Genomic DNA, 24952 nt, shown 5'->3' on the forward strand with positions numbered 1-24952 from the left:
GACAATAGTTTTTGCTTGCGTGATCATCCTCTCATCAGAGTGCCAAGGAATTCAGAGCTATGCTCCCTGACCCCTTCCCCGTGAAATCGACGGACTATGCGATCACTATCGATGTCGAGGATTACTTCCACGTGGCGGCGTTCGAATCTGTTATCTCCCCCGATCGCTGGGACCAGTATCCCTGTCACATTGAAACCAATGTCCAGCGCATTATGGCGTCATTGGATGCAACGCCGGGAAAGTCGACCAAAGCCACTTTTTTTGTCCTCGGCTGGGTCGCCGAGCGTTACCCCGCCCTGATTCGGGAAATCGCAGCGCTTGGCCATGAAATCGCCAGTCACGGCTACCATCACCAGCGCCTGAATCATCTTTCTCAAGACGAATTCCGGCAGGATGTCTCAGCGTCCAAAGCGCTGCTGGAAGATCTAATCGGTGCGCCTGTGGCCGGCTATCGGGCCCCCAGCTTTTCGATCGATGAAAACAGGCCCTGGATTCAGGATGAGCTTCGGGAGGCAGGATACCGGTACAGTTCAAGCATCAACCCCGTACCCCATGATCTGTATGGCTACCGGCACGCGCCACGCACACCGTTCCTGTGGGAGAACGGCCTACTTGAAATCCCGGTGGCCACGGCTGAGGTGCTCAACCGACGTATACCCTGCGCCGGAGGCGGCTACTTCAGACTCTACCCCTATGCCTTGTCGAAACAGCTACTGCAACAGGCCGCCCGGCAGCTCGCCGGGCCCATCGTTTTTTATGTTCACCCCTGGGAAATCGCGCCCGACCAACCGAGGATTCAATCGGCTTCGGTTAAATCCAGGTTTCGGCACTATGTGAACCTGCACCGGACTCTGCCGAGGCTGGAGCGTCTGCTAAGCGACTTCCATTGGGGAAAAATGTCTGATCTGCCGGTCGTCATCCATCACTCAAAGTAAACGCAAGAGTATGATGCCGCTTGGCCTTCAATGTCTCGGCCGATAAATAGCTCCCCCGAAACCAGGCACCTCCGAAAAGCGGACCTTTTTGTAACCGCGACCTGAACCCGAGATCAACGCATATGCACGTCATATGGGAATCGGAGTGATAGTGAAGTGGAAAAACGAAAGCCTCCTCGAACTAGACTCGAGGAGGCTTATTTCGACCTGACTTTTTAACCTGACAATGAACCCGCTTACCTCAGATCAAAGCCGGTCAAAGGATGGATCTGGAAGTTACCGCCGTTGAGATAGCCGTATACCTCGTAGATCAGGTTGTCCTTATTGATATTGGTGACCTCGCCGTCCTCATTGAGCGTGGGCACGACACCCTCGTAGATCCTGATATGGTAGAAGTCCGCGCAGCCGCAGTCAGCAATATTGTCGGTGACCGGAGGATTGGCGAACGGGTCGTTGCCGGACCCCATGGGCGGGCAGACGGCGCCTTCTTCCACCTTATTGCCGGGCTCGCCCAGATCCTCGATATGAACCTGGAACCAGTGAACGGTCGCCGGATCCTGGCCGGGCTTGTTACCCACGGGCTCAGGCTGGATATCGTAGAACGCCGCATCCACCACACCCACACTGTGTACCAGCTCTGGGTTTTTCCAGCTGAGATTCTTGAAGGTACCAATACCAACGAAGTCGATCTGCTTGTTGGGCGCAGGCCTGGCCTGCTTGCACCAGCCATTATCCGTACAGATGATCTCGTCGATCTCGGTGCCGTCCGGCGCGCTGGCGGTACCGGCATGGAAGGTGAATTTCAGGTTATTGGCGCTGTCATGGTTGGAGTGGGTCCATTCGCCCTTGGGCTGGGGCTGCAGCGCCGTATTGGCGCCGGCCTGGCCGCCCATGGTGTAGCGGTAGGGCTCCAGCGCAACAATACTGGACTTCTTACCTTTGCCTTTGGTGACTGTGGGGGTCATCAGCCCCTCTGCGACTGTGCCGTCCCAACCTGCCGCGCCGTTCTCGAAAATCCCCGCAGTGTCATTGCCGCCGCCTGTCACCCGGCAGGCCATTTCCGGAGGGATAAACTCGAAGGCGTTATTAGGGTCAATCTGCAGGAGAATGTCGGGTCCCGATAGGCCGTTGACGGCGCCGGGGTCGACGGGGTCGAGTGCCCCTGCTATGGGGCTTAGGTCGAAGTTCATGGACGGGTTGGTTTGCTTGAAGCTGACGACCTGGCTGTTATTAAAGGGGAGTATGGTGCCCAGATCGACCCCACTAGGGAAGAAGTCCTTGTTCACATACTGCACCAGCACTGCGAGTTGCTGGGAGCCTTGCCCCAATACAGTCTTTGTCCCGGGCCAGTTGTTGGTACCAAACTCATCCAGGTCCGCCTGTAAGGGAATACCATTCAGATCGGTATTCTGTGTAAAGTTACCCGACAAAGCCGTCAGTTGCCCGCGGAGTATCGGCAGGCCGTCACTGAACCCGGTGCCCGCCAGGGGATTCGCATTGGGGTTATCGTCATAGTACATTTCGAAGTAATTGTCCCCGGTGGCGGGGTCCAGCGCGAGCAGCACTATGGTGCCGTCTGAGTTGGAGGTAACCTCGACGCCGTTGGCCAGGAACACGGTGATTTCGTAACTGACGTTAAGCCCAGGCGGATTTATAACGATCCCGTCAGGATTTACCGCGGCGGCCAGCGCCGAGTGGGAGTACGCCTGGGCACTCACCATTGAACTTACTGCAACCGGGATTTCGTCCTTGATCACGGTGCTGCCCGGTAACCAGTCCAGGGAACCGATGGTAAAGGCGCCGCCGCCACCCTGGCCGTCCGGATCGAACTCAACCGGCGTGGATGCCTGAGCGTACGCCAAAGGCAGGCACAAACCGATGGCCAATGCCATTGGGAAAAACCTGTTAGTAAAACGTCTAATATTCATATTGGAGCTCCTTGTAACCGATTCTGTAATAACCAAGTTTTTAAGAGCCATCCGATAGCCTGGTGAAAAAAGGACTGTGACATCACTGGCACAATCCTTGTCGATACTTGCTTGTTACTTGCCCGCTAGATTAGCTCTTTCTGGCGAACTGGTTCCGGCTTCCAAACCCCAGGAACAGCAGCCCCAGAGCAAAGAGCAGTACTGTACTGGGCTCAGGAACTTCCGTGGTTACAAAGCCAGAGTTGGCGTCCGTCTGGAACAGGATATCGGGCCCGCTGAAGCCGTTGACAGCGCCAATGTCAGGGATGATGACTGAACCGTCAAATTGCATGGACGGATTGGTCTGCTCGAACGGCAGGATATTGGAGGTATTGAAGAACAGGTCCTGCACCAGGGCCGAGACATTGGATATAAAGAAATCATAGTCCTGGAAAGTCACGTCAGCCACCAGTTGGGTGGAACCTTCGCCGCTGATGGTTTGCTGTCCACCCCATTGGTCTGCGCCAAATTGGTCCAGGAGGGTGGTTTGCAGGGTGTCGCCGGCATTGAAGTCTCCACTGTTATCAACATCCACGAATGTGAAGTCGGCGGTGAAGTTGCCGCTGAGGCTGACCAACTCGGCGCTCAGGATCAACTGCCCGTCACGATAACCAGTACCCGCCAGCGGGTTGTTTTGTGTGCCGGCAGAAAAATCGTCGTAATAGATTTCGAAGAAATTGACAGTTTGGGTGCCGGCCTCCACCAGGGTGATGGTCTGGGAGAAGGTGTAAATATCGTTGCCACCGCCAATACCGTCGCCGCCATCGCTCACCAATGTAGTGGCCGAGGTGTCTACGCTTTCGATTGTTTCCGTAAAGCCCGCGACAAAGGTGATTTCAAAATTGGTATTAAGCCCGCTTGGCCCAATGCCGATGCCCATATCATTTACCAAGATACCCAGGGATGCGTGGGAGTAGGATACGACGTCGTCTCCCTCTGCAGTGGGAATGGTGTTGACGGACAGGGTGCTGCCCGGCGCCCAATCGAAGGAACCTACATTAATGGTACCGTTGGCGGCTTCACCCGTGCCATCGGGGTCAAACATGACTGTGTCGGTGGCGAACACCGGCGCCGACAGGGTGCAGGCCAGGGCGAAACCCGCGGCCAAGAGTGTTTTCTTGTTCATGTGCGTCACCTACTTAGGTTGCCCGTCAGGTTGCCAGCCTGCGTGGATATTTGAACTCGACTCGAAGAGTCAACTGAACACTCAATACAAAGCACAACCCATGCCCTTTTAATTATTTCCTTTAAAAACAAGGGCATGTATTTTTTTTGACAGGCTCACAGATGGGCCTTGGGGGGAGGGTGTAAAAAAAACTGACGCGATACGAACAGACATCTGAAGATTTTTAAGCCGCCGTGGTCGGGGCCTTGAGCAGGCGGGCAGGATTGCCACCCCAAATTTCCCCGGGGGCGATCTGGGTGCCCTTGCCCACCACGGCGCCCGCCGCCACCATGGCCCCATCGCCGATGGTGACACCACTCATCACAATGGCCTTGGCGCCCACGGTGACATTGTCGCCGATGCGAATCCTGGCGTGTGACAGATGATGTCCTTCCAGCGCATGGCTGAACAGCACGGCATCGTGCCCGATGAGCGTATTGGCCCCGAGTTCAGTAAGCGGTGGGTCCATAATGACCCCGGCGCTGTAGCTGTTGTCCCCCAGGCGGGCACCCAGGGCCTGGTAGAGCAGACGCATCAGGGGTGTGGGCAGCAGGTGATTGCGGGTCAGGGGGTAGAACAGGAGCAGGTAAAACAGCAGGTACACCTGATAGCCGAACTCCTCCCGGGAATGCTCGGCGATTTCACCTTCACGGATGGGATAGTAGTGCAGGAAAACCCGATAGACGGCGATACCGCAGAGATACACCAGGAGAACCCAGCCAAGGGTCATGAGCACACCGCGAAAGTCCCCCAGGGGAAGCCTGCCCAACAGGAGATAGTTGATGACGCTGGCCAGGGCCAGGACTAGCGACAGCAACAGGACAAAAGTCAGGACCGGAGCGGCGGTAATCTTGCGCATGACTATTCCCTAGAAGAGTGGCTTGCCGGGACTTTTGCCCGGTACTCGCGATCAACCACTCAATTCATCCAGTAATTTCTGCGCCTGCTGCTTGCCGGGGAAGGCCGCCTTGCTGTTCAGCAACTCGGTCAGCACCTGGGTGGCCCGCTGCTTGTCCCCGCTTTGCACCAGGGCCTGGGCCAGGTGGAAATGGATCTCGGCATTTCCCGGGGCCTGCTGCACGGCATTCTCCAGCAGCCGCACGGCACGTGCCTCCTGCCCCGGCTGGGCCAGCAGAATCATCGCCAGAGTATCCTGTACCGGCGCCGTCGGGGATAAGCTATAGGCCTGTTCCGCATAGGCAACCGCCTTTTTGGGCTCGGTATCCCTGAGCAGCCAGGCGAGGTTGTTGAGGGCAATGATATGGTCAGGGTTGCTGTCGAGGATGTCGATAAAGGCCTTCTGGGCTTCGGGTTTGCGATCCGCCAGCAGATAGAGATTGGCCAGATTGTACCGGACCACGCCGTCATTCGGGTGTTTGTCGAGCCAGTCCTCCATGGGTTTGAAGGCCTGTTCCCGCTGCCCCGCCTGCCACAGGGCGAGGCCGTATTTCACCACCAGGTCATTGCGCTCAGGAGCCAGCGCCAGGGCCTGCTGGTAAGCCTCAACCGCCTGTTTGGGGTCGTTAAGCGCGGTTGACACCTGAGCGTACTGGATATAAACCTCCGGGTTGCGCGGGTGATCCTGCTTCAGTTTGTCGACCAATTCCCGAGCCTGGTCCCACTGCTGGCGCTGCATCATCAGACCAAGCATGGCAATCCGGGTATCAAGGTTCGTCGGGTCCAGTTGATAGGCTTTTTCCAAAGCTACGGCGAAATTCTTCCCGTCCCCGTTCTTGTAGTAGGCCTGGGCCAGCAGGTAGTGATTAGGGGCCGACGCCGGCTGCTGGGCAATCAGGCGCTGGTAGCTATTAATGGCGCTACGGTAGTCCCCGGTTTCAGCCTGGGCTGTGCCCAGAACACGGAGCACCGCCGTATCCTGCGGGGACGCAACGGCCGCTTCCCGGATCACCTGCAGCGCCCGCACGGCATTCCCGCGAAGAAGCAATGTCTTGCCGAGCAAGGCGGCGGGCTCGGCTTCCTCAGGGTTCTGCTGCCACACCTTTTCCAGCAGCGGCATGGCTTTTCCGTCCTGGCCGATCAGCAGGTAGAGCTTGGCCAGTGATAGGCTGATGCGCGCATGATCCGGGTGCTGCTTCAGGCTCTCTTCGTAAAAGCCCAGGGCCTGATTTATATCACCCCGCTGCAGGGCAAAAACCGCCAGGTTGTGGGAGGCGCTGGGGTTGCCCGGTGACAGCTCCAGTACTTTTTCAAAGGTCCACAGGGCCTGATCTCCCTGCCGGTTGGCGAGGAAAGCCCACGCCAGGCCGAGATGGGCCGGGACGCTTCGGGGCTTCTTGGCCACCCAGCGCTCGGCGGATTCCAGTGCCTTGGCATTTTCGCCGGCCTGCAATTGGCCCAGAACCAGGCGCAATTCGAGATCTTCCGCGCCCGGTTCCAGTGCGATTGCCTTTTCCAGCTCGGCCGTAGCCTGATCGACCTCCCCCTGCGCCATCAGGGCAAGTCCAAGTTTGGAGCGCAGGTCGGCCGAGTCCGGCTCCAGCGCTACCAGTCGCTCCAGCTTTTCAATTGCCTGGGCCGACTTGCCCTGCATCAGTTCCAGGCCGGCCATCAGTTCAAGCGCATGGCGGTTGTCCGGGTCACGCTGCAGCACCGATTCGAGCAGCGGATACGCATTCTCCAGATCCCCCTTGCGCAGCTGCATGCCGGCCAGCACGCTCGCCGCCTGGCCGGATTCCGGTACCAGGTTGAGGACGTTTTTAAGGTAGGTGTCCGCCTGGAGCTCATTGCCCTGGACCAGATGGACCAGGCCCAGGTAATACTGTGCCGGGGCATAGTCGCCGTAACGGCTCAGAGCCTGTTCAAAGGCAGTCTGCGCGTCCCGGTACTGCTGTTGCTGGAACAGGATCAGGCCCCGGGCGAAATGTTTGCCCGGGTAATTATCCGAAAGCTGTTCGATATCCTTTTCAGCGCCTGCGATGTCCTTGCGCTGGATGCGCAGAAATACTCGCTGGGCGATGTATATCGATTTATTGGCCGCGACATCAATGGCCCTTGTGTAGGCCTCCTCTGCCGCCTCGAGGTTGCCGCCGGCTTCTTCGACCCTGCCCAGCTGGTTCAGCGCATCCGGATTGTCGGGCTGAAGTTTCAGCGCCTTGTCGACCCACTCCCGCGCACCATTCAGGTCACCTTTGGCCTGGCTGACCTGGGCCTGGCCCAGTAACACCACAACGGAGCGAGCGTCCAGTTCCAGCGCTTTATCCAGCTCCGACCGGGCCTCGCCAATTCTGCCGGTTTGTAACAGGCTCTTGCCACGCAGGGCCAGCAGTTCGGCCTGCTGTTCCGGTGAAAGTGAATCCAGGGGACTGTTGTTTTCTAGAACTTCTGCATATTTCTGCTGAAGAAACAAAGCATTGGCCAGCGGAACCCGAACCGTCTGCTGGGCTATTCCCCTGCTCTGCGCCTGGTGCAACTCCTTTTCCGCGGAGACCCCGTCTCCCAGTTTTATATAGACCTGACCCAGTAACAGGCGGGCCTGGGCATTGTCCGGGTTGGTCTTGAGGGCGTTTTTCAACTCAACAACAGCGGTTTGAAATTTGCTCTGGGCCGCGGCCTCCCGTGCCTGCTGGAGGTATTCGTCATCCGTCAGGCTTTGGTCGCAGCCGTGCAGAATAAGTAACAGGAGCCCGCACAGCAGAAGCTGCCAGGTCTTTTTATGCAGGGGAAGCATGGCTGAAGGATTCACCAATTCCGAACGACGCATGGTTATTGTTCTCCACCTTATGATTGATTCCCTGAGACCAACTTGGCCTGCAACAGCGGCCGGGCCATTAGAGCTTTGATAACTGTAGTTCAATACAGTCTTCATTTCTCAGGCTGTGGAGAGCTCCCGTGCAACCAGGCTGGCAAAGTTTCTTTCTCCCCCATGGGCCGCAACCTGTGCCATGACCGCCATGGCACAGTCCCGATAACTGTCATTTCCCATCATCGCCTCGACCAGCTGTCGTAGCCGGGGAACGGTGGTTTGACCTGCGCGTATCAGGGTGCCAACCCCTGCCTGTTCCAGGTAGGACATATTCAGGTATTGATCCAGATTACTGGCGATGCCGACAACAGGTACGCCAACGGCCAGCGCCTGCATGGTGGTGGGGCTGCCGCCATTACAGATCACCAGGCTGGCACGCGATGCCGCCTGTTCACCGGGCAGATAGTCGGCAACCCAGACATTCTGCAGTTTTCGCTCTAACTGGATCATACCTGCAGTCGCAACAATAACGGTCACAGGCAATGGCGCTAACGCTTGCAGAACTCTGGGCAACAGCTCGCTCTGTCCGGAACTGCCCAGGGTGAGATAGATAATCGGCTTGTCGGTAGGCAGTTCCTCCCACCATGGCGGTAGCGCAACACTGGGCGACCAATTGATGGGGCCTATATACCGGTGTGTCGCAGGACGCTCAAACGTGGGTATGAGTTCAGGAAGATCGGCATAAAGCGTCTGGTCTGCATCAGTATAGATACGCCTGAGATCCAGCCCCAGCGACGGCAGTCCGTGGTGCTTTCTGACCCGGTTCAGCGGCAGGGTATGCAGTGCAAACGCCAGGGGGCGCGCCAGCTTGAATAGCGCACCTGCCACCCCGGCACCAAACAATCGAGTAATCGGCAACTCTGGCACCCGATAATGTGGCCGGGCGTACGGGCTCCAGTAGGCATTGGTGATGGTCATATAGGGGATAGCCGCAAGGCGCGCGCTCACCGACAGGGACAGGCGGAAGTCCCCGATGATAAGGTCCGGGGAGATCTCTTTGATCACCTCAAGGTCTTCGGTGACGTATTGCTGGAGCCTTTCACTGCTATAGAGCGGCCGCCCCTGGGCCAATGCCTCCAGAAATGCCCGACTGGAGATGGACTGGACGGGCCGCCAGGGTCTTTGCAGCGCCTGGAACAGCTCCCGGTATCGGGGATGGCAGGCAAAGTGAACGTCATAACCTGCGTCTTCCAGCACACGGGCCAGGACCATCGGTCTTGCAACATGTGCCAAAGTGACCGCTTCGGCGAAAAACAGCACACGCCTTTTGTGCATTTCGTCAGGCTTTTTGTGTTTATTTTCAGACGAATCCGACTGACGCTCATTCATTCTGCCGGCCTGCCTGCTGATTGCTCTCCGGCTGACGTTTTGGAAATAATCAGTTCATTCAGATCCAGCCTCAAGGAACGGGAGGCCGGCAGCGAACTTTCACCTATGCGCCCGATAAACACGGCCTGGTCCGTCTGTGCTGCCATCAATAGCTTGAATTTTGCGGCGCAGGCGCCGGCCAGACGTTGCACCGACGGCGTTTGGGTAAAGGAAATCCCGGCACGAATATAGCGAGCGAAAATCAGCGGCGTCATCTCCGGTTGCAGCCCCAGCCCCAGCCAGGTGGAGGTCAGCCACAGCCGCTGCATCGCGCGGCCCGCCTGCAGATAGTCTTCCTGGGTTTCAGGAGCCTTGGGTGCGACGATGGCAAAGTGGGCCGCACAGCGCAACCCGGGAACCAGATCCAGCTGCAGTCGTGGCGCCAAAGTACCCGCCAGGTAACGGTTCATCATGGCGACCCGCTCCCAGCGCTGCATCACCCAGCGCATCAACTTTCCGGTCAGGGGATCGATTCCTACCGCCTGCTCGGGGATTCTGTCTTGGCTGAATTGCTGCCCCCAATCGATAATCTTGCTATGCACCAGATAAGCCTCCGGCATGGTAAGCCGCACCTTGGCGTTGGCGAACATCAGCCGAGCCACCTGCCAGCGCTTCATCGGACGTTCGAACCAGCGCACCCGATATCCCTCAGGCAGGCTCTGCTCAAGCCGAGCCCGCTCGGTAGCGGTCAAAGGTCGGGTACTCATCGGCCGGCGCTGCACCGAACGCACCCTTAAATAGGGGGCCAGGGGATCGGGTTCCAGACTTTCATCCATGCACAAGGTGACATCAAAGGTGGGAGTCTGCTCCGGCAGATCAGGACGTTGCAGGATCCTGGCCCTCAGGCCAAGGGTTGAAGCGGCTATCTCGATCGATTCCAGAAGAGCACCGATCGCCATCTGACTGGCTCGACCATCGAGGTCGTAAACCACAGTATCCCGGGTATCAGAGCCGTGTACCACCAGCGCGTTTTCATCCACCAGCTCGAACCGCCACGGCTGGGTGTTGTCGCCGCTTGGCGCCCAGCGAGCCAGATCCAGCACTTTCTCGGCAGCCGTGACGGGCCTATAGGTGGCCTTCTTCTTCGATTTTGACTTTTGCAGCAACTGTTTTTTGCCGATACTGATAGCCAGCTTCTGCAGGGGGTTGTTGTTGCCGCCGGGCCGCCAGGTCTTGGCCAGCCGGTTGGCATAGGCGTCAAACTGCAATCCCCAGGGGGCGGCCACTACCTTGCCCCGTTTTAACAACATTTTTAATACCTGGGTAGCCGCGGCGCCGGCGCAGAGCTCGCACCCCATCGCAGTGGACGGACCCTTTCTGGCGAAGACATCGATAGCCCCCGGATCCACCAGGTAACCACTTTGGAGTCGGGCAGGCGCCAGCCCGACAAAAAAGCGCAAATACTGCTCCTCTTCCGAAACCCCTTCCAGGCGAAAATATTCCTCAAAGGTCATTTTCCCCGGCACGAAATTCAGCACGGCAGTGCCCATACCCAGGGGCGCGGCCGTTGTGACTGGAATCCCCAGGCGGTCGCAGGCGGAAAATACGGCCTTGCGCATTGCTAATGCAAAGAAATCCAGGCCGTCCACGTACACATCGACGTCCTGCAGAAACGCTTCCAGGTTCTCGGTGGAAACGCCATCGGGAAAAGTGCGGATATCCAGCTCCGGATTGATATCCAGGGCCTTGTTGACCAGGGTTTCGAGCTTGGATTGACCGACCGAAGACAGGCTTGCACCCGCCTGACGATTAAAGTTTTCGATGCCAAATTCGTCGAAGTCCGAGAGGTTGAAGGCACCTATACCCAGGCGAACGAGGGTTAACAGGTGACTGCCCCCCACACCGCCGAGGCCTGCGATCGCCACGCGTCTGGTTTTCAGCAACCGCTGCTCCGCTTCGGTTACCCAGCCGATATTGCGTGAAAATGCAAGATCGTAATCAAAATCGGTATTCATAATAGTGTGAGAGACTCCAACCTGATTCCTGTAAAGCCAAATACCAAGGGCTCGTTGTCACCCGACTTCGCGGCCCTGAAATACGTCAGCCCACCCAGCAAGAGGATACGGCCGGGCGCATTGGCCATGCTATTTGCACCGGCAAACACCTTGCGATATTGATCAGATTATCAAAGCGCAGGATAGATGCGCCTGCCTGTTACGCATCCCCGTGCAGGCTCGGAATACTGAACGAAAAACGAGCACTTCGACGGTGTTACTTGGCTGCGCCGACTCTCGCTGGGGAATGGGTGACGTATGGGTAGATTCGGTACGAAATCCGCTTGTCTGAAGCCCAATCGGAGGCCAGACATTGCAGCGGGCAGACAATCAGAAATACCGCGTCAGCTGGATTTCAACGTAATCATCATCCCTGAGCTGATGCAGCGGGTCCTGCTTGTCCACATTGGTAAAAAGTCGCATTTCCAGGCCAATAACCCAATGCTCATTCAAGCGCCGTGAGGCTTCCACATTGGCGAAGGTGGAACTGGAGTCCATATCGACGGTGCCCCCCGCCAGAATGCGGGTATTATGGATATCGTTATCGGTGAATCTCACCCCGAAAAAGATATCGTCCTGCAGTACCGTGGCAGCACTATCACCCCGTTCGTCGTAGTTGTACTCCAGCAACCAGCCCAGATCTACCGTGCTTCCCGCTATACCGAATTGTGTGAACTCAAAACCGCCGACATAGGCGTAATAGTCGTCGATATTGTTCTGGTTGTAGATCGCCTCAAGCTTCCATAGCCATGCCCCCTTGGTAACCTGAACGTCGAGGCTAGTCTGGTCGATCTGCAGGTAGAGCGGACGAAGGCTGGGGCTGGAACCTGAGTTGTCGAGTACCAGCAGCGGTTCGCGGCTGGTTCCGCTGAAATGCGCGATACCGATATCCCAGTCACCGAAATAGTGCGACCAGCGCAAGGCGAAATCGACATGATGTTCTTCAGCGCCGGATTCGTAAATGGCATCATCGGTATCGATCAATGGCTCAGTGCGCAAGCGGCCATCTTGTCCCGGGAATGTACGTTCCCTGAAGTAGGGCAACAGGTAAGCCTGCCAGGTGCCCCAGTCGTTCAGGTAGTCGAGGTTGAGCATGGGTTGCCCCAGTTTGTCCTCCCGATCGATATTTTCCACCAGATCAGTCTGATTGATGATATCGACCAGATGTTGCGACTCCGCCACCCCCCAGAAGACAGTGTCGACCCCTGCTTTGAAGACGAATTGCTCGGCTTCGATGCGCCAGAACAGTTCGCGTATATCGGCATGCGTGCGCTCGTCGTCATTGGCGTCAAGGCGCAAAAAAGGGGTAAACGCCAAGGTCTGGGTTCCGTCGTCCCAGTTCCGATAGTATTCAGGCTGGAATGCTGCGGACAGGCTCCGGTCATCCTGGGCCGGATGGGCGGGACTGTGGAAAAACAGTCGGCTATCCAGACTTACGTAGCCTGTCCACTCACTCGAAGCGATGTCTGCGATTGAATTGGCTGCATCGTCTGCCGCTGCGTCGGCAAATTGCCCAACGGCAAGCAACGGAACCAGGATCAGGGATGACAAGTAGATGCTGCGCACTTGATGCCTCAAAATAGTATTCCTATTATCGAATGCGCGACAGTGCACTGCGGTTGAAATCACTGTCCGTCAGGCCGGTGCGGAACCGGTAATCCTCGAATATCAGGGTAGTACCCTTCCCGTTCTGGTGATTTTTCATGATCATTTTTGCCGGGCGCCAGTACTGATCCAGGTACTGCGTGTAACCTGCCAGCGTCATGGTCTTGAGAAGTTCGCCCTTGCGATCATAATAATCCACGCGCCTGAGCCGGTATTCGCTCTGGTCCACCCAGGTGACCTGGCGGGTGTAGCCCGATTTTGGATCGACGGGAACGCGTTCGACCACAAAACAGGGTTCGTCCTCCACAGGCTCATCCCGCAGGTAAGTGTAGGTATATTTCTCGACTTCCTGCGAGGACAAATCCTCATAAGCAAACTCGCTACCCATGAATGGCCCCGACTTGTCGGCAGAAGATATGCGCTTTACACGCTTGAGCGCCGGCAGATAGAGCCACTGGTCATCGTTGCCGACCTTGTGGGTAAAGGTCAGTATGGCCGTTCCATTGAGATCCCGTGGCCTGTCAAACACCATGATACTCTTGTCACCGTCGCCCTCGACTTCCAGCGTCAACTGACGCATTTCCCGGCGGACCTCCTCGGTTCCGGAAAGGTTCAGCAGCATGGCGAGGTTGACCGTCGTGTCCGCGAAACCACTGTCGCGCTGGTCTGCTTCCAGTGCGATGGCCAACCCTCGCTCAGGCGCAGACGCTTTCGAAACGGGCTCCTCCGAAAAGGCCGGGCCACACAGAATAGCCACGCCGATAAAGGCGAATAGTGCTCGGAAGAAGCCTGTTCGACTGATCCGTTTTACTCTCATATACATCTCCCAATCGGGGCTAGCCACCGATGATAGTCGTTTTCGCGGCTTTGGGCAGCAGCCAGCGATCAGCCTTGATCAAGACGGTGGGTAGAAACAACAGATCCAGGATGATGGCAATAGCGATAGTCATGGCAACCAGCAGGCCCGATGTGGAATTTACCGAAAAGTCAGACTGTACTAGCGCCAGGAACCCGATAGCCAGGACAATCGAGGTGGACAGCAGGGCACTGCCCACGGCAGTAAAGGCGTACCTGATCGCCTGCTCCGCATCCAGCTTCCGTTTCTGCCTGGCCTCCAGGTATTTCACGAGGAAGTGGGTTGTGTCATCCACAATGATGCCCAGGGTCAGGCTGAATACCACTGAGGCGGCGATGTTCACCTCACCGACCACAGCCCCCCATATCCCGAGGGTAATGAAGGCGGGAAAGAGGTTAGGTATGCAACTGACCAGCCCGCATCTGATTGAGCGGAAGGCAACGATCAGGCAGACCGAGACAAGCACTATCGCCGCCAGGGATCCGAGTAGCATGCTGTTGATATTGCGCATGCCGACATTCGCAAAACTGATGGATTGACCCGCCCCAGGGACAGCTATGCCCGGCAAATTATCCTGCAGCCATTGCCTGCCCCGAGCCTCGAATGCAATGAGACCTTGTGATTGCTGGTTTTTCAGCGTTGCCGTCACCTTGAGGGAGGATTTGTCCGCGCTCATCTGATGAGTGGCATCCTGCCCATAAGGAATGGATATCTCATATAGCAGGACATACTGCGCCGCCAATTCCCTGCTGTCCGGAAGAATGTGCCACTCCTGGGCCTCGTCATGCATCACCTGGTTCAGCCGCTTCAGCGTGTCGGTAAATGATTCCACATTGACCACTTCAGGCTGCGCCCTGAGCCAGGAGACAAACGCATCGATATCGGCAAGAAAGCCCGGATCGACGATACCCTGCTCCTGCCCGCTATCAAACGAGTAGTACAGGGACTGGGTACCCGAGAGCTTGCTCTCGATGACGTCAATGGCTTGCGTTAGAGGAATGGAGTCAGAGAAATAGCCCGTGGGGTCGTCATTGAGCTCGATTCGCGGAATAAAACTCACGGTCAGAGCAATGAGTAACAAAGATGTCCAGAAAATGCGGTTGTTATGGCGAATCACCCAGTTGGCGAGACCGCCCAGTGGTATTCCGGTTGTTACTCCCCCCGATTTTCTGAAAGGTAGTATCAGCACCAGACCGGGAAGAATGGTTACCGTCACCCAGAGCGCGCCCAGGACACCCACGGCGGATATGGTGCCCAGTTCACGAAAGGGCGGCGATTCGCTGAAATTCATGCTCAGAAAGCCCAGCGCCGTGGTGATACTGGTGAGCACAATTGGATAAAGCGTATGATCCAGCGCGCCCCATAGCGCATCCGTTTTGTCCTGGCCTTGCCTCTGGCGCGTCAGGAACACGCTCAGCAGGTGGATGCAGTCCGCGACGGCCAGCGTCATGATGATCGTCGGCGCAGAGACGTTGACACTGTTAAGGCTTATTCCGGCCCAGCCAGCGAAGCCCATGCCGCAAAGGATACTGAGGAGAATCGTTACCACCGTGCAGATTGAAGCCATCACGGATCGCAGTAGCAGGGCAATAATGACCAGTACCAGGATAAAAAGTGCCGGTATGAGGGTGACCGAGTCGCGGGCAGTGACTTCAGCCAGGGTCTGCTCGGTCAGGGCCCAGCCGGCCAGGTGAATTTCAATGCCGGGATTTGCACTTTCGACGTCAGTCGCCAACTCTCTTGCATATCTCACGGCCTGGTCAATGGCGGCCGCTTGCTCATCTTCAGGTAAATTCAGGGTGACATTGACCGCAGCAATCTGACCGTCATCGGCCAGCAGGCGCCCTATCAGGGCCTGTTGTGACAAGGCGGTATCCTTGATGCGTCGGCGGTCTTCGCTGGTCAGGGAGTCCGCATTTTCAACCAGCTTGTCGATAACGATGTCGTCGCCGTCCACCTCGGGATAAAGGAAGTTGGTGACGGAGTCGACACGCCTCGAGTGAGGCATCAGCCATGACTTTTCGGTAATTGTCTGAACAGACGACAGATTGGTGGCTTCAAATATGTCACCGCCGCGAGTGTCTATGACGAACAGCACGTTGTCCTCACGGCCGTAGACTCGCTTTAGCTCGCGGTCTGCAAGAAGGTTCGGGTCGTCCTCACTGAAAAAGACATCGATGCCCGACTCGACAGTCAATCGACTGCCACCAAAGCCAACGCCCAGGATCAACACGAGGCTAACCAGCATTATCCGATAGGGATAATGAACGAGCATTGTGATCAAGCGATCCTTGAACACCATCGCGAGCCTCTTAGGACAGATTCGATACAAATCGGAGGACTGAGTCCGACCTGAAACTTAGTGTAGTGGCTCAATGAACGCGGACACCGATTTTGATGGCAGATACCGCCAAATCGATGTTTCATACGCATGGCCCGGTGCAGTGCAAAGGCAAGTACTCACGACAGAGGTGACTGAACCTATTGTTCTCAGATTGCCGAACTCTGACACAACCAACCGTCTCCAGATAGTGACACTATAACTTGTTGATATTATTTAGCTTTACCAAATAATCAAAGCTGGCGTCGCTTTTTGATGACGCTTCGTGCACAGCCTCCGGCAGTTGACTTGCCGTCACGACCCACTCGCCACAATATAAATCATTGATTATTAGAGATAAATATAAAATGGCTCATATTTTGCTTAAAATTTAAGAATTCAACTATTAGTTACCCCTTGATCATACCAGTGCGCATCTGTGAGTAGATTATTAACGATTGTTAAAGGGACTATTAAATGTCGATTCGCTTTGAGTTCAGCAAAGACCCGAACTTGCTTGCCCAGTACTATCAGATCCGTGAGGCCTGCTTTCGCCAACAACTGGGAATAGACTCTTTCGATGGCTCTGAAGATGTACACGATCGAGCGGGACATATTCTTATCGCGCGGGACGGGGATCGCTGCATAGGCGGGGCGAGGATATCCGGTACTGCCCCCATTAACCCGGCTCGGTTACCGATGGAGTGCGATGAATTTATTCTCGAAGAGCACTTTCCCGAGCTGACACAACAGGGCATATCCTATTGCCAGTGGACACGCCTGGCGCTATTGCCCGAGCACAGAACAACCGAGGTGTTGCGTGCACAATGCCTGGCGCTGATCAAGGGAAGTGCCGAATTGAATTACAGCTACGCCTTTAATGTGGCGGGTACTATCCGCGCACGTCTGTACCGTCGTCTGCATACCACCCTCGGTTATGGCTACGAGATCTGTAACCATATCAGCATTCCCGCCGAGGACGGGTTTACCAATCTGGAGCACCTGCTTTCCGTTGCCGCCATCAAGCCCGAGACCAATGGCCTGGCGTGCTTCAAGCCTGAGACCAACAGCCTGTGCTTCGACAACCCAAAACTGACACAACGTGCGGCCTGATCAACAATCTCCCTGCACAGTGCAGGTGGCATGATGAAAGCCCCCGAAGCCTAACTCGATCCTTCGCATTGGCTCCTGGGCTTACTTTTCTCGCTCCGGGCTCCTGCTGCAAGGATCATCCAGGCGAAAAAGCATTAGTGTTCGACGCTCCATCCTCACTCATGGGCTGGACTGCTGCTCCTCCAGCTGGAGGTATATTGCATCGAACATTTCCCGAATAGGGGCAATCATGTTCGACAGCAGTATTTCAGGGGATATATAGAAAGGGGCCCTCTGACCGTGGTAATCAATCGGTTCTCCTGCCTGCTGAAATTGAATGCCAATCCGGGTCAGTGCCCTGGCGAGTTTGGGCTCCATCATCACCAGTACATAGCGGTAGTTCTGCTGCACGAAGAGCGCCGCAGCCGCCAGGTAGAGCCCGACGGCAATATAGGGGAAATTCCGTGCCTGATCAGATATGTCCGTCCTCACCCCGTCAAAGATAAAGGGCCTGCCCAATTCCCCGCTACGGCGCCGGTAGCGGGCGGGAACCGCCAACCGTGAAGCTTCGGCAATGGAGCCACGCGCCTGAGCCTTCAGATCGAACAGAGCAGGATCAAAGGCGTGGCTACAGTACTTTTCCAACGGTAGTAGCTGCGTAGGGTCCGATACAGAGGTATGCGCGAAACGCACTGTACCGGCAAAAGCCTGGGTACTGTTGTGCACCAACAGCAGGTGGTCAGAGCTGGCATCGAACGCATCCTGCTCCAGGCCGTCTGGAAACGCGTTCTTGTCCTCGAACCCCAGCTCGTCACAATAGACTTCATAGCGAATTCTGAACGCTTCTCGACGCAACGCTTGGGTATCTGCCAGCCGAACGCTGAAATACTTTTTGAAGTTACTCACGATTTCTTGCATCGACCCTCCGCTGTTGTGCATAACCCATCATGATCAGCTGGATCCGCCGCCGTTTAGCGACCCCAAGCCCGACAATGAAGCGATCTGAGAAAACGACCGTTAACTCAATTGCAGCACGCTTCAAGCCAGGCCGGCGTCCGGAGGTGTAGCCACGGCACCTTGCACGATAATTCTTCTAAGTATTCCCCAGCGGGATCAAGAGACACAACCATTACTTACTCAGGCAAAAAATGTGCGTCTTTTTGACTTCCACAAAAATTTCAAATGGTTACAAAGCATGCATGAGACCGGCATAAGTGCAGTCGTAAAGATTCCTGACACATATCGCCTCGAAACCACGGCTGTCTCCTCAAGGCGCGCAGCGCACACAGGCCTTGCTCTCCCGATTCGATTCCCGGCGCAGTGCGCTTGCAAGGTCGCCAAAGACGACCTGGAACCCGGAAGACCCATTCGATGCTACTGGAGACGAGGGAGCCGGCTATTCAATTTAATTCCATAACCGACCACATGGCTATAGCAGCGGCACCGCGTCGCGGTCGCGGGATACTGTTTTTTGCCTGGTGCTAGTGTACTGCTTCGCCCTAATGGGTGCTTATAGAGCCCGCCAATTCGTGTCCGGCAAGGCGCCGTTCGCAGGTAATAGTGGGGCTCTTGCCAAGAGCGGCAACGCAGCAGGGCGCGAATTGGCGTGCTCCCTGCGGGCGAGCCGCCAGGAGGCCGTCCACTGTGTTGCATTTCCTCGAAATAGGCCCACTATGGCTTCGAAAATGCGCCGTGCGGCCAACCTCCTGGCGACTCGCTAAAAGCGCCTCTAAGAGCGAAGCAGTACACTAGGCAGGATCGCAGTCACAGAAGCAACGGGGCTTCGAGCGCCAGGGCTGCAATTCACCGCTTGCATCCGCGCCTCACAATCGCAGGTCAGAGTCGGCCGACGACAACACATACTTGAGATCGTATAGCATATGTGCGGATTTCCCCAGCGCGCGTATCCGTGCGGCCCCCATTTCGACGAACTGCTCATGGGCCACGGCCAGGATGATGCCGTCGTAAACGCCCGTCTCGAGTTCCTGCAACGGACTGATACCGTAGGCGCGTTGCGTCTCCTGGGCATCCACCCAGGGATCGTAGACGTCCGCACGGACGCCGTAGGTCTCAAGCTCGGCGAGGATATCAACCACTTTGGTGTTCCGGATATCCGGGCAATTTTCCTTGAACGTCAGCCCCATCACCAGCACCCGGCCACCGGTCACCTTAATGCCCCGTTTCAGCATTCCCTTCACCAGTTCGCCGGCCACATAGCGGCCCATGGCATCGTTGATGCGACGGCCGGCCAGGATCATCTCAGGGTGGTACCCCACCTCCTGAGCCTTGTGGGTCAAATAGTAGGGATCCACCCCGATGCAGTGACCACCGACCAGCCCGGGCCTGAAGGGCAGGAAATTCCATTTGGTACCCGCCGCCCGCAGCACCTCTTCGGTGTCGATATCCAGGCGTTTGAAAATCATCGCGAGCTCATTGATCAGCGCTATATTGATATCGCGCTGGGTATTCTCGATCGCCTTGGCAGCCTCGGCGACGCGGATACTGCTCGCTTTATAGGTCCCCGCCGCAATGACATTTTTATAGAGGCTATCGATAAACTCGGCGATTTCGTCGGTAGACCCGGAAGTCACCTTTAGAATATCCGCGACCCTGTGGTCCTTGTCCCCGGGGTTGATGCGCTCGGGGCTGTAGCCAACAAAAAAGCCCTCGTTCAGCTTGAACCCTGAGCCCTCCTCAAGCAGGGGAACGCAGACCTCTTCGGTGGCCCCCGGGTAAACCGTGGACTCATAGATCACCACATCCCCCTGCTTGATCAGCCCACTTAACAACTCGCTGGCGCGCTGCAGCGGCCCGAGATCGGGCCTTTTGTGACGGTCTATCGGCGTCGGTACAGTGACGATATAGACCTGGCAGCTCCTGATATCCTCAGGATCCGAACTAAAACTCAGAGCCGGCAAGGCACCCAGTTCCTCGACGCTCATTTCAAGCGTGCTGTCGATCTGATCCTTCAACGCATTGATACGCTCGGCATCAATATCGAACCCCACCACGTCGAACTTTTTGGCAAACGCTGCCGCCAGGGGCAACCCTACATAACCCAGTCCTATTACCGCCACCTTCACGTCTTCAATCCTGTTCACGGCCCATACCCTCGCTCGTCAAAATCACTCGACCGCATTACTCAATGACTGAGTACCCCGGCAACATCGATCACCACCTTCTCGTTCAGAAAGTCACGGGACATTCCATTAAACTCCTTGTGCGCCACCAGCAGCAGGATAATATTGGCGCGCTCCAGCGCTTCATTATGGTGGACCTTTGCAACTTCCCGCCTGCTCAAGGCGTCCGGCAGCTGATCAACATTGGGCTCCACGACCAGAATTTCTGCCACCTTTGCATTGACCAGCGCCAGAGTAATCGAGAGTGCAGGGCTTTCCCGAAGATCATCGATATCGGGCTTGAAAGAAAGGCCGAAACAGCCGATCACTGGCTGCTTGAACTGGCTGGCGGCCTTGAGTGCCTTGTTGATCACATAATTCGGTTTGCCATCATTGACCTCTCTGGCCGTGCGAATCAGGCGCGCTTCCTCCGGTGCCGCACTGACGATAAACCAGGGATCCACCGCAATGCAGTGTCCCCCCACCCCGGGACCGGGATTGAGTATGTTGACCCGAGGGTGGCGGTTCGAGAGCCTGATCAGCTCCCAGACATTGATCTTGAGCCTGTCGCAAATAATAGACAGTTCGTTAGCAAAACCGATATTCACATCCCGGTAGGCATTTTCCGTCAGCTTGGCCATTTCGGCGGTACGGGCATGGGTGAGCAGACACTCCCCCCGCACGAAAATTTTATAGAGCGCCGCCGCACGTGCTGCGCAGCGGGGAGTCATGCCGCCAATAATACGATCGTTCGCGACCAGCTCCTGCAGCACCCTCCCGGGCAAAACCCGCTCCGGACAATGGGCAATATTGATATCGGCCTTTTCACCCTGCTGCTGGGGAAAGGAGAGGTCTTCCCGACAGTGCGCCAACCAGCCGGCCAGCTGCTCCGTGGTGCCAACCGGGGAGGTCGATTCGAGGATCACCAGGTTGCCGGGTTGCAAAACCGGAGCAATGGTTTCAGCGGCGGCTTTGATGAAGCTGAGGTCCGGTTGATGGCCCTCTGTAAAGGGCGTGGGTACGGCGATAATAAAAGCCTCGGCCGCTTGCGGCACCAGCGTGGCCTTGAGATTACCGGTCGAGACCACGCTACGGACAACGATATCCAGATCCGGCTCGACAATGTGGATTTTACCGGCATTGATGGTCTCTATGGCATGCTCGGAAACGTCGATGCCGATCACCTGAAGTCCTCGCGACGCCAGAACGGCCGCTGTCGGCAGGCCTATATAGCCCAGCCCCACCACAGATACAGTGTTAAATGTCTCATCTGCTTCGTTGCTCATCACGATGCCTCTTCAGGTTAAAGGTATACAGACCCCATCAAAGCGAGCTTTTTAGCGTTTGGCCGTGAGCATCGACGATCGTCTGGCAAATACGTTCACTGGCTTTCCCATCCCCGTAGGGGTTATGGGCGAAACTCATCGCCCGGTAGGCGTGCTCATCATCGAGCAGCGTGCAGGTTTCGGTCATGATCCGGTCAATGTCGGTGCCGACCAGCCTGACCGTCCCGGCGTTGACCGCTTCCGGTCTTTCAGTTGTGTCGCGCATCACCAGCACCGGCTTGCCCAGTGACGGCGCTTCTTCCTGAACCCCACCAGAGTCGGTCAAAATGATATGGGCCCGACTCATCAGGAAAACAAAGGGCAGGTACTCGAGGGGCTCGATCAGGTGGACATTCTTCTTGCCGCTCAGAAGGCGATACACCGGTTCCCGCACCTGAGGATTCAGGTGTACCGGATAGACAATCTCGACATCATCACGGCCTGCCAGCTCGCCCAGCGCACTACAGATTCGTTCAAATCCCCCACCGAAGCTTTCCCGGCGATGACCGGTCACCAGGATGATTCTTTTACCATCAGGGCCTCCGTCACCGTCACTCTCAGCCGGGTTTAGAAAAGGGAACTGCTGTTGTATCTGCACCCGTAACTGTGCATCTCGCCTGAGTTTCCGCTGGACAGCGAGCAGCGCGTCTATCACGGTATTGCCGGTGACCCTGATACGGGTCTGTGCTATGCCTTCTCGCAGCAGATTGGCCTGGGCCATCTCGGTGGGCGCGAAATGCAGGTCGCTAAGGGCGCCGGTCAGCTTGCGATTCGCTTCTTCCGGCCAGGGCGAGTAAAGGTCACCGGTGCGCAGCCCGGCTTCGACATGCCCGACGGGAATCTGTCGATAGTAGGCGGCCAGGCTGGTGGCCAGCGTCGTGGTCGTATCACCATGCACCAGGACCCTGGCCGGCCCAAAGGCCTGTAACACGGGGTCTAAGCCACTCAGCACGGCGCAGGTCACTTCGGTCAGGCTCTGCCCGGGTTGCATGATATTCAGGTCATAATCCGGAATAATCTGGAACAGCGCCAGGACCTGATCCAGCATCTGCCGGTGCTGGGCGGTAACGCAAACCCTGGCCTCAAACCGTGCGTCCGCTTGCAGTGCCTGCACCACCGGCGCCATCTTGATCGCTTCAGGGCGGGTACCAAACACCAGCAGTATCTTAATCGGATCTTTTATCACCGCGACGACCTCCTGTAGAGGCTATTTGACGATTGTCGGCGTTTTCTCGGCGGTCTGTCGCAGGACTATTGATGCTAGCAGCCTGTCTGGCTTGGCCAGTCGTAGCGGGGGAAAGTTGCTTGGAGTACTGCTTGCTGGAAAGCGGCCAAAGCCGGGCTCCGGATCCGCCGGGGAAAATGACGGGTACCATATTCTATCCTTCATTGACTATCGGCATGGAACTCAGGCCTGAAGCAAAGCATAGGCGACGGTTCAGGAGTCAACAAAGTATTAGGCCATTATCCATGGCCGGGGCTTTGCGCGCGCACGAACAGGTAACGGTAGAGTGCGATTCCCAGCAGTGCACCAAACAGGTCCAGCGCCCAATCGGCCAGGCTGCCATAACGCCCGGGAATCCCCAGCTGGAACCACTCATCGTAAGCCCCATACCCGCCCGTCAGCAGCAGCACCGCGACGGCCCCCCCGGCCGTTTTCGGCAGCGCATGGCGCCAAAGTACTGCCAACACCGCGAAAGCAGGGATATGTAGCAGGTTCTGAATCGCAGGCGTCAAGGCAAAGTAGACAAGATCTACAGCCCCTGGCGATTCCACCTTGCCCGGAATCGACGACAACCGATGAAGCAGCGCCATGTAGGCCAGCGCAGCAATCAGGGCCCCGGCGCAATGTACCCGCCGCTGTCGGGAGCTGTTTTGCATCGATCTTTTGAAATTGATGTCCACACAGAAACTCCCTGTTGTACAGGTTACCCCGAATCTTGCCCGACCTCGTCTAAGCATGGCGGGACAACTGCATTTTTGCACGCAGGCAGTCCATAGCCTAGACTGATTCGTGCCGCGCAACCAAGCGTTGGCGGCACAGTACACTGCCGGTCTGACCTTCGCGTAACTCACGTAAACAGGAGAATGCGGGCTCCACACCGCTGGCGGCACAAACTCCAGCACTAGAGAAATAAGAGTCAGGCATCGGGCTAAGGAATCAGGGGAAATGGAGCATATTGTCTTTCTGGTCCACCGCATTCCTTATCCACCCAACAAGGGCGATAAGATCCGCTCCTATCATCTGCTGCAGGCGCTTGCCAGGCAGTACAAGGTGCATCTCGGCTGTTTCGTCGATGACCCTCTGGACTGGGAGCACGCCGATAAACTGCTACCGTTCTGCGAATCTGTTAACTGCGTACCGCTCAAAAAGTCTTCGCGCTATTTCAAGGGACTTGAAGCCTTGACCCGCGGCAAGCCGATCACCCTTCCCTACTATCGAACTTCACAGATGCAGCAGTGGGTCACTCGAACGATCGAGCAGCACGCCATCCGGCGCGCGCTGGTGTTCTCCTCATCGATGGCGCAGTACCTGGAAGGGAAGCGTTTCTCCCACCTGAAACGCGTGATCGATTTCGTGGATGTGGATTCCGACAAATGGGCGCAGTACGCAGATAAAAAACACGGCCTCGCCCGGTGGGTTTACCTGCGCGAGCACCGTACTCTGCGCCGTTATGAAAATCGAATTGCCCAGATTTTCGACACCTGCGTGTTCGTCTCCAACGAAGAGGCGCGCCTGTTCTGCAACCAGCTTCCCGCCTCCCTGGCGTCCAAGGTGGTCCACCTGCTAAACGGCGTCGATACGCGCTACTTCAATCCGTCGGCAGGTTTTGACGCCCCGGAAATCTGCTGTCAAAGCCCCTACCTGGTGTTTACCGGGGCTATGGATTACTGGGCCAATATCGACGCCACAGGCTGGTTTTGTCAGCAGGTGTGGCCCAGATTAAAACAACTGTACCCTGACCTTAATTTTTATATCGTCGGCGGCAGCCCCACGGCAGAAACCCGCGCGCTCGAGCGCTTGCCAGGGGTCCATGTAACCGGGCGTGTGCTGGACGTTCGGCCCTATTTGCACCACGCAGAACTGGTGGTGGCCCCCCTGCAAATTGCTCGAGGCATTCAGAACAAGGTGCTGGAAGCCATGGCCATGGGCAAGCCGATCGTGGCCACCTCCATGGCCATGGAGGGGATTCATCACCACTCTGATCTCTGCCTCGAGATCGCCGACTCACCCGACGACTTCACCAGCGCCTGTAACCGCCTGCTGGAGCGGCAATACCCCGGGAACAACACGGCCAACAGAGCCTGGGTGGTCAACCAGTTCGGCTGGGAAAAAACACTGGGCCCGCTGTCGACCTTGCTGGAAGGCGCCGCAACATGAAAATCTCCTGCCCTATCACCGATATCACCCATATCGCCCATATCCAAAGCCGCTTCGGCAC

18 protein-coding genes are annotated in these 24952 nt (G+C 56.7%); 3 read left to right on the plus strand and 15 right to left on the minus strand.

What is annotated here, in order from left to right:
* Window positions 1-59: 59 nt before the first annotated feature.
* Window positions 60-935: an XrtA system polysaccharide deacetylase gene (locus MRS74_RS04460; protein WP_254579081.1), complete on the plus strand. Its 876-nt coding sequence runs from the start codon at window positions 60-62 to the stop codon at window positions 933-935.
* 236 nt (window positions 936-1171) lie between these two features.
* Here the strand turns inward: MRS74_RS04460 and MRS74_RS04465 are convergent, their stop codons facing one another.
* The 9 genes from MRS74_RS04465 to MRS74_RS04505 all read right to left on the minus strand — a co-directional run bounded on the left by MRS74_RS04465 (window position 1172) and on the right by MRS74_RS04505 (window position 15955).
* Complete coding sequence (locus MRS74_RS04465) at window positions 1172-2827, minus strand: hypothetical protein (RefSeq protein ID WP_254579082.1); 1656 nt, start codon at window positions 2825-2827, stop codon at window positions 1172-1174.
* Between the two features lie 166 nt (window positions 2828-2993).
* Window positions 2994-4028 carry a PEP-CTERM sorting domain-containing protein gene (locus MRS74_RS04470; RefSeq protein ID WP_254579083.1) on the minus strand — a complete coding sequence of 345 codons (1035 nt, stop codon included), beginning with the start codon at window positions 4026-4028 and terminating at the stop codon, window positions 2994-2996.
* Between the two features lie 223 nt (window positions 4029-4251).
* The gene (locus MRS74_RS04475) at window positions 4252-4926 is read right to left on the minus strand and encodes an acyltransferase (RefSeq protein ID WP_254579084.1); all 675 of its coding nucleotides are present in this window, start codon (window positions 4924-4926) and stop codon (window positions 4252-4254) included.
* A 51-nt stretch (window positions 4927-4977) separates the two neighbouring features.
* Window positions 4978-7788 (minus strand): XrtA/PEP-CTERM system TPR-repeat protein PrsT, encoded by a 2811-nt coding sequence (gene prsT, locus MRS74_RS04480; protein WP_254579085.1) that lies wholly within the window; start codon window positions 7786-7788, stop codon window positions 4978-4980.
* Window positions 7789-7896: 108 nt separating this feature from the next.
* Window positions 7897-9105: a glycosyltransferase gene (locus MRS74_RS04485; RefSeq protein ID WP_254579086.1), complete on the minus strand. Its 1209-nt coding sequence runs from the start codon at window positions 9103-9105 to the stop codon at window positions 7897-7899.
* 50 nt (window positions 9106-9155) lie between these two features.
* A complete protein-coding gene (locus MRS74_RS04490) occupies window positions 9156-11153 on the minus strand; it encodes a ThiF family adenylyltransferase (protein WP_254579087.1) in 1998 nt (665 codons plus the stop codon).
* A gap of 369 nt (window positions 11154-11522) precedes the next feature.
* Window positions 11523-12758, minus strand: a complete 1236-nt coding sequence (locus tag MRS74_RS04495; RefSeq protein WP_254579088.1) for a hypothetical protein — start codon at window positions 12756-12758, stop codon at window positions 11523-11525.
* Window positions 12759-12783: 25 nt separating this feature from the next.
* Window positions 12784-13614, minus strand: coding sequence for an outer membrane lipoprotein-sorting protein (locus MRS74_RS04500; protein ID WP_254579089.1), 831 nt, complete (start codon window positions 13612-13614; stop codon window positions 12784-12786).
* A 19-nt stretch (window positions 13615-13633) separates the two neighbouring features.
* Window positions 13634-15955 carry an efflux RND transporter permease subunit gene (locus tag MRS74_RS04505; RefSeq protein WP_254579090.1) on the minus strand — a complete coding sequence of 774 codons (2322 nt, stop codon included), beginning with the start codon at window positions 15953-15955 and terminating at the stop codon, window positions 13634-13636.
* Between the two features lie 495 nt (window positions 15956-16450).
* On the opposite strand from MRS74_RS04505, the gene MRS74_RS04510 reads away from it, so the two are divergent.
* The gene (locus MRS74_RS04510; protein ID WP_254579091.1) at window positions 16451-17086 is read left to right on the plus strand and encodes a hypothetical protein; all 636 of its coding nucleotides are present in this window, start codon (window positions 16451-16453) and stop codon (window positions 17084-17086) included.
* 159 nt (window positions 17087-17245) lie between these two features.
* On the opposite strand, the gene MRS74_RS04515 is transcribed toward MRS74_RS04510, so the two are convergent.
* The 6 genes from MRS74_RS04515 to MRS74_RS24170 all read right to left on the minus strand — a co-directional run bounded on the left by MRS74_RS04515 (window position 17246) and on the right by MRS74_RS24170 (window position 23414).
* A complete protein-coding gene (locus tag MRS74_RS04515; protein ID WP_254579092.1) occupies window positions 17246-17983 on the minus strand; it encodes a PEP-CTERM/exosortase system-associated acyltransferase in 738 nt (245 codons plus the stop codon).
* Between the two features lie 905 nt (window positions 17984-18888).
* Entirely contained in the window at window positions 18889-20166 is a 1278-nt protein-coding gene (tviB, locus tag MRS74_RS04520) for a Vi polysaccharide biosynthesis UDP-N-acetylglucosamine C-6 dehydrogenase TviB (RefSeq protein WP_254579093.1), read from the minus strand.
* Window positions 20167-20207: 41 nt separating this feature from the next.
* Window positions 20208-21470 carry a UDP-N-acetyl-D-mannosamine dehydrogenase gene (gene wecC / locus MRS74_RS04525; RefSeq protein WP_254579094.1) on the minus strand — a complete coding sequence of 421 codons (1263 nt, stop codon included), beginning with the start codon at window positions 21468-21470 and terminating at the stop codon, window positions 20208-20210.
* Between the two features lie 37 nt (window positions 21471-21507).
* Window positions 21508-22692 (minus strand): non-hydrolyzing UDP-N-acetylglucosamine 2-epimerase, encoded by a 1185-nt coding sequence (wecB, locus tag MRS74_RS04530; RefSeq protein ID WP_368671251.1) that lies wholly within the window; start codon window positions 22690-22692, stop codon window positions 21508-21510.
* Entirely contained in the window at window positions 22676-22885 is a 210-nt protein-coding gene (locus MRS74_RS24165; protein ID WP_368671248.1) for a sugar phosphate nucleotidyltransferase, read from the minus strand. The genes wecB and MRS74_RS24165 overlap by 17 nt, the downstream gene beginning before the upstream one ends.
* Before the next feature lie 88 nt (window positions 22886-22973).
* A complete protein-coding gene (locus tag MRS74_RS24170; protein WP_254579095.1) occupies window positions 22974-23414 on the minus strand; it encodes a VanZ family protein in 441 nt (146 codons plus the stop codon).
* A 265-nt stretch (window positions 23415-23679) separates the two neighbouring features.
* Between MRS74_RS24170 and MRS74_RS04540 the strand changes: the two genes are divergently transcribed.
* Window positions 23680-24891: a TIGR03087 family PEP-CTERM/XrtA system glycosyltransferase gene (locus MRS74_RS04540; RefSeq protein ID WP_254579096.1), complete on the plus strand. Its 1212-nt coding sequence runs from the start codon at window positions 23680-23682 to the stop codon at window positions 24889-24891.
* Window positions 24892-24952: the final 61 nt, after the last annotated feature.

The sequence above is a fragment of the Marinobacterium sedimentorum genome (assembly GCF_024267675.1).
In the GTDB taxonomy this organism is placed as follows: Bacteria; Pseudomonadota; Gammaproteobacteria; order Pseudomonadales; family Balneatricaceae; genus Marinobacterium_A; species Marinobacterium_A sedimentorum.

What these genes read in the sequence shown, in the direction of transcription:
- MRS74_RS04460 (WP_254579081.1), top strand. Translation starts at nt 60, where the DNA reads ATGCTCCCTGACCCCTTCCCCGTGAAATCGACGGACTATGCGATCACT.
- MRS74_RS04465 (WP_254579082.1), bottom strand. Translation starts at nt 2,827, where the DNA reads ATGGCATTGGCCATCGGTTTGTGCCTGCCTTTGGCGTACGCTCAGGCA.
- MRS74_RS04470 (WP_254579083.1), bottom strand. Translation starts at nt 4,028, where the DNA reads ATGAACAAGAAAACACTCTTGGCCGCGGGTTTCGCCCTGGCCTGCACC.
- MRS74_RS04475 (WP_254579084.1), bottom strand. Translation starts at nt 4,926, where the DNA reads ATGCGCAAGATTACCGCCGCTCCGGTCCTGACTTTTGTCCTGTTGCTG.
- prsT (WP_254579085.1), bottom strand. Translation starts at nt 7,788, where the DNA reads ATGCGTCGTTCGGAATTGGTGAATCCTTCAGCCATGCTTCCCCTGCAT.
- MRS74_RS04485 (WP_254579086.1), bottom strand. Translation starts at nt 9,105, where the DNA reads ATGCACAAAAGGCGTGTGCTGTTTTTCGCCGAAGCGGTCACTTTGGCA.
- MRS74_RS04490 (WP_254579087.1), bottom strand. Translation starts at nt 11,153, where the DNA reads ATGAATACCGATTTTGATTACGATCTTGCATTTTCACGCAATATCGGC.
- MRS74_RS04500 (WP_254579089.1), bottom strand. Translation starts at nt 13,614, where the DNA reads ATGAGAGTAAAACGGATCAGTCGAACAGGCTTCTTCCGAGCACTATTC.
- MRS74_RS04505 (WP_254579090.1), bottom strand. Translation starts at nt 15,955, where the DNA reads ATGGTGTTCAAGGATCGCTTGATCACAATGCTCGTTCATTATCCCTAT.
- MRS74_RS04510 (WP_254579091.1), top strand. Translation starts at nt 16,451, where the DNA reads ATGTCGATTCGCTTTGAGTTCAGCAAAGACCCGAACTTGCTTGCCCAG.
- MRS74_RS04515 (WP_254579092.1), bottom strand. Translation starts at nt 17,983, where the DNA reads ATGCAAGAAATCGTGAGTAACTTCAAAAAGTATTTCAGCGTTCGGCTG.
- wecC (WP_254579094.1), bottom strand. Translation starts at nt 21,470, where the DNA reads ATGAGCAACGAAGCAGATGAGACATTTAACACTGTATCTGTGGTGGGG.
- MRS74_RS24165 (WP_368671248.1), bottom strand. Translation starts at nt 22,885, where the DNA reads ATGGTACCCGTCATTTTCCCCGGCGGATCCGGAGCCCGGCTTTGGCCG.
- MRS74_RS04540 (WP_254579096.1), top strand. Translation starts at nt 23,680, where the DNA reads ATGGAGCATATTGTCTTTCTGGTCCACCGCATTCCTTATCCACCCAAC.